Consider the following 5,185-nt stretch of genomic DNA (forward strand, 5'->3'; position numbering starts at 1 on the left):
GATTGAGGGGTAGGAAAGAATAATCCTGGCATCGAGCTATTGTCCCGGTCGGCAACCCGACAAGTATCTTGGCCACGGTGAAGTTTCACAACCGAGTTCGGGATGGAATCGGAGTGGTGCCATCACGTTAAAGACACCAGGAAGGGTAGAACCCTCAAGACTGCAAAAGCTAGGGAAAAAGTGGTGAAAAGAAGAATGAGGTCAAGCCCTCGGTCGGTTAGTACTCCTCGACTGCACTCGTTACCGAGCTTCCATCTAGAGCCTATCAACGGGTAGTCTACCCGAGACCTTACTGGCTTAATGCCATGAGAGCAATCATCTGGAGGTGGGCTTCCCACTTAGATGCTTTCAGCGGTTATCCGCTCCGCACATGGCTACCCTGCGTTTACCGTTGGCACGATAACAGGTACACCAGCGGTGCGTCCTTCCCGGTCCTCTCGTACTAAGGAAGGCTCCTCGCAATGCTCTTACGCCTACACCGGATATGGACCGAACTGTCTCACGACGTTCTGAACCCAGCTCACGTACCGCTTTAATGGGCGAACAGCCCAACCCTTGGGACCGACTTCAGCCCCAGGTTGCGATGAGCCGACATCGAGGTGCCAAACCTCCCCGTCGATGTGAACTCTTGGGGGAGATCAGCCTGTTATCCCTAGAGTAACTTTTATCCGTTGAGCGACGGCCCTTCCACGCGGTGCCGTCGGATCACTAAAGCCGACTTTCGTCCCTGTTCGACTTGTGGGTCTCACAGTCAAGCTCCCTTCTGCTTTTGCACTCTATCGTCCCATTTCCAACGGGACCGAGGGAACCTTTGCGCGCCTCCGTTACCTTTTAGGAGGCGACCGCCCCAGTCAAACTGCCCACCTGAAACTGTCTCCCGCCCCGATTAGGGGTCAGGGTTAGAATTCTAGCCTCGCCAGAGTGGTATCTCACCGTTAGCTCCACTCTCCCCACGAGGAGAGTTTCAAAGCTTCCCACCTATCCTGCGCAAGCGAAGCCCGAAGCCAATGCCAGGCTACAGTAAAGCTTCATAGGGTCTTTCTGTCCAGGTGCAGGTAGTCCGTATCTTCACAGACAATCCTATTTCGCCGAGTCTCTCTCCGAGACAGTGCCCAGATCGTTACGCCTTTCGTGCGGGTCGGAACTTACCCGACAAGGAATTTCGCTACCTTAGGACCGTTATAGTTACGGCCGCCGTTCACCGGGGCTTCGGTCGTCAGCTTCAGATTACTCCTGACCAACTTCCTTAACCTTCCGGCACTGGGCAGGCGTCAGCCCCCATACTGCGTCTTACGACTTGGCGGAGACCTGTGTTTTTGGTAAACAGTCGCCTGGGCCTATTCACTGCGACCCTCTTGCGAGGGTACCCCTTCTCCCGAAGTTACGGGGTCATTTTGCCGAGTTCCTTAGAGAGAGTTATCTCGCGCCCCTTAGTATTCTCTACTTCCCCACCTGTGTCGGTTTCGGGTACAGGCAATTAATGATTAACGTGGTTCGGGCTTTTCTAGGAAGCTTGATCAGCGCCACTTCCCTCCCGTGGGAGGTGGGACTCGCGTCTTAGCTCCTGGTGTTTTCGCCACCTCTCATCGCCTCGACTGCTTGCACTGGTAACCAACATCCAGCTGACGTTGACCTTCTCCGTTCTCCGGCACAATCATTAATCGGTACGGGAATGTTAACCCGTTGTCCATCGACTACGCTTTTCAGCCTCGCCTTAGGTCCTGACTGACCCTCCGCGGACGAGCCTTGCGGAGGAAACCTTGGGGTTTCGGGGTGTGGGATTCTCACCCACATTTTCGCTACTTAAGCCGACATTCTCACTTCTATAGAGTCCACAGCTGCTTGCCGCTACTGCTTCACCCCCTATAGAACGCTCCCCTACCACTACAATGTAGTCCACAGCTTCGGTAGATAACTTAGCCCCGTTCATTTTCGGCGCAGGAGCGCTTGACCAGTGAGCTATTACGCACTCTTTTAAGGATTGCTGCTTCTAGGCAAACCTCCTGGTTGTCAATGCACTCCCACCTCCTTTCTCACTTAGTTATCATTTGGGGACCTTAGCTGGTGGTCTGGGCTGTTTCCCTCTTGACGATGAAGCTTATCCCCCACCGTCTCACTGGTAGTTTTTTTAGCCGTATTCAGAGTTTGCCTCGCCTTGGTACCGGTCTCCCAGCCCGCGGCGAAACAGTGCTTTACCCCGACTAAACTTCCACTACCGCTGCGCCTCAACACATTTCGGGGAGAACCAGCTAGCTCCGAGTTCGATTGGCATTTCACCCCTAACCACAGCTCATCCGCTAATTTTTCAACATTAGTCGGTTCGGACTTCCACTTGGTTTTACCCAAGCTTCATCCTGGCCATGGTTAGATCACCCGGGTTCGGGTCTACAAATTATGACGCTTCGCCCTGTTCAGACTCGCTTTCGCTGGGGCTGTGGGGTCTTCCCCCTTCACCTGCCATAACCTGTAAGTCGCCGGCTCATTCTTCAACAGGCACACGGTCAGACGTTCAATCGTCCTCCCATTGCTTGTAGGCTAACGGTTTCATGTTCTATTTCACTCCCCTTCCGGGGTTCTTTTCACCTTTCCCTCGCGGTACTGTTTCTCTATCGGTCACACGGGAATATTTAGCCTTACCTCGTGGTCGAGGCAGATTCACACGGGATTTCACGTGCCCCATGCTACTCGGGATGCAGTTAAGCTGGTGCCTTTTTCGACTACAGGACTTTCACCTTCTCTGGTGCGGTTTTCAGCCGCTTCGTCTAAATTTCCCAGTCTTTTGTTACTGTCCCACGACCCCAAGTTCCGCAGAACTTGGTTTAGGCTGTTCCCTTTTCGCTCGCCGCTACTGGGGGAATCGCTGTTGCTTTCTTTTCCTCTGGCTACTAAGATGTTTCAGTTCACCAGGTTGGCTCGCTCCACCCTATGGATTCAGGTGGTCGTGTTTAGGGTTGCCCCATTCGGATATCTTCGGATCAATGCTTGCTTCCCGCTCCCCGAAGCGTTTCGTCGGTAACTACGTCCTTCTTCGCTTCCGTGTGCCTAGGTATCCACCGTTAGCCCTTATTAGCTTGACCTGACGGTCTTCTTTTTTGGCTTTTTCACCTAGCTCTATGCAGTTTTCAAGGTTCCTCTGGACTCTGAACTCAGAGCCAGCATTCTCTCTTACTATATAAGTAAGATAAGGTGCTGATTCGGAGCTTTTTTGTTTTTGCCACCTGTGCAGGTGGGCCATCCTGGACTCGAACCAGGGACCTCACCCTTATCAGGGGTGCGCTCTAACCACCTGAGCTAATAGCCCTTGTTCCTGATTCAGGTCTTGTGTGAACCCAGAACCTAGTTTGAAAGCCAATTTCGCCTCGCTCCGACCTTTTGGGATTGATTCTTGGTAGGGACTACTTTTTTTTCGTCTCCTACCCGAATTAGGTCTCCCTTTAAGGAGGTGATCCAGCCACACCTTCCGGTACGGCTACCTTGTTACGACTTCACCCCAGTCACTAGCCCTGCCTTAGGCATCCCCCTCCTTACGGTTGAGGTAATGACTTCGGGCGTGACCAGCTTCCATGGTGTGACGGGCGGTGTGTACAAGGCCCGGGAACGAATTCACCGCCGTATGCTGACCGGCGATTACTAGCGATTCCTCCTTCATGCAGGCGAGTTGCAGCCTGCAATCTGAACTGAGGCCGGGTTTGCTGGGATTCGCTGGCTCTCGCGAGTTCGCTGCCCTTTGTCCCGACCATTGTAGTACGTGTGTCGCCCAAGACGTAAGGGGCATGCTGACTTGACGTCATCCCCACCTTCCTCCGGTTTGTCACCGGCAGTCTCCTTAGAGTCCCCAACTTAATGCTGGCAACTAAGAACGAGGGTTGCGCTCGTTGCGGGACTTAACCCAACATCTCACGACACGAGCTGACGACAGCCATGCACCACCTGTGTTCGCGCTCCCGAAGGCACCCCCAGCTTTCACCAGGGTTCGCGACATGTCAAGTCTTGGTAAGGTTCTTCGCGTTGCATCGAATTAAACCACATACTCCACCGCTTGTGCGGGCCCCCGTCAATTCCTTTGAGTTTCACACTTGCGTGCGTACTCCCCAGGCGGGATACTTAACGCGTTAGCTTCGGCACGGCTCGGGTCGATACAAGCCACGCCTAGTATCCATCGTTTACGGCTAGGACTACAGGGGTATCTAATCCCTTTCGCTCCCCTAGCTTTCGTCCCTGAGTGTCAGATACAGCCCAGTAGCACGCTTTCGCCACCGATGTTCTTCCCAATCTCTACGCATTTCACCGCTACACTGGGAATTCCTGCTACCCCTACTGCTCTCTAGTCTGCCAGTTTCCACCGCCTTTAGGTCGTTAAGCAACCTGATTTGACGGCAGACTTGGCTGACCACCTGCGGACGCTTTACGCCCAATAATTCCGGATAACGCTTGCCTCCCCCGTATTACCGCGGCTGCTGGCACGGAGTTAGCCGAGGCTGATTCCTCAAGTACCGTCAGAACTTCTTCCTTGAGAAAAGAGGTTTACAATCCAAAGACCTTCCTCCCTCACGCGGCGTTGCTCCGTCAGGCTTTCGCCCATTGCGGAAAATTCCCCACTGCTGCCTCCCGTAGGAGTCTGGGCCGTGTCTCAGTCCCAGTGTGGCTGCTCATCCTCTCAGACCAGCTACTGATCGTCGCCTTGGTAGGCTCTTACCCCACCAACTAGCTAATCAGACGCAAGCTCTTCTTCAGGCCAATTAGGTTTCACCTCGCGGCATATCGGGTATTAGCAGTCGTTTCCAACTGTTGTCCCCGTCCTGAAGTTAGATTCTTACGCGTTACTCACCCGTCCGCCACTAGAATCCGAAGATTCCCGTTCGACTTGCATGTGTTAGGCACGCCGCCAGCGTTCATCCTGAGCCAGGATCAAACTCTCCATGATGAATCGTTTGATTCTTTTGACTTTTTTTTCGTCTCCCCCTTGCGGGTTTGACTTCTTTGTTATAGAATTGCTTCTAAACGAGGCTTTTTTGCTTGGCTTTCAAACTATTGTTTTGTCTAGGTTCCAGCGTCGTTGGTTTCGCTTCGCTTTCGCTTCGCTTCAACCGCGCATTTACCAATGTATCTAACTTCCCTAAGTTTGTCAACCCCTTTGGGCAAATTTTTTTGATCTTTTTTCTATCCCTTGCTCCGTAAGCTTTTC

1 protein-coding gene, 1 tRNA gene and 3 rRNA genes are annotated in these 5,185 nt (G+C 53.0%); all 5 read right to left on the reverse strand.

Annotation, left to right across the window (positions count from 1 at the left end):
- Nucleotides 1-23 precede the first annotated feature (23 nt).
- A 5S ribosomal RNA gene (gene rrf / locus H6F92_RS25355) occupies nucleotides 24-141 on the reverse strand.
- A 56-nt stretch (nucleotides 142-197) separates the two neighbouring features.
- A 23S ribosomal RNA gene (locus H6F92_RS25360) occupies nucleotides 198-3,077 on the reverse strand.
- Nucleotides 3,078-3,227: 150 nt separating this feature from the next.
- Nucleotides 3,228-3,301, reverse strand: a tRNA-Ile gene (locus H6F92_RS25365).
- A 134-nt stretch (nucleotides 3,302-3,435) separates the two neighbouring features.
- A 16S ribosomal RNA gene (locus H6F92_RS25370) occupies nucleotides 3,436-4,924 on the reverse strand.
- The 16S, 23S and 5S rRNA genes sit together here with 1 tRNA gene alongside, the layout of an rRNA operon.
- A 73-nt stretch (nucleotides 4,925-4,997) precedes the next feature.
- The coding region (locus tag H6F92_RS25545) for a hypothetical protein (protein ID WP_206755600.1) at nucleotides 4,998-5,185 on the reverse strand (188 nt) is incomplete at its 5' end.

The organism is Microcystis wesenbergii FACHB-1317, from assembly GCF_014696875.1.
Taxonomy (GTDB): Bacteria; Cyanobacteriota; Cyanobacteriia; order Cyanobacteriales; family Microcystaceae; genus Microcystis; species Microcystis wesenbergii_A.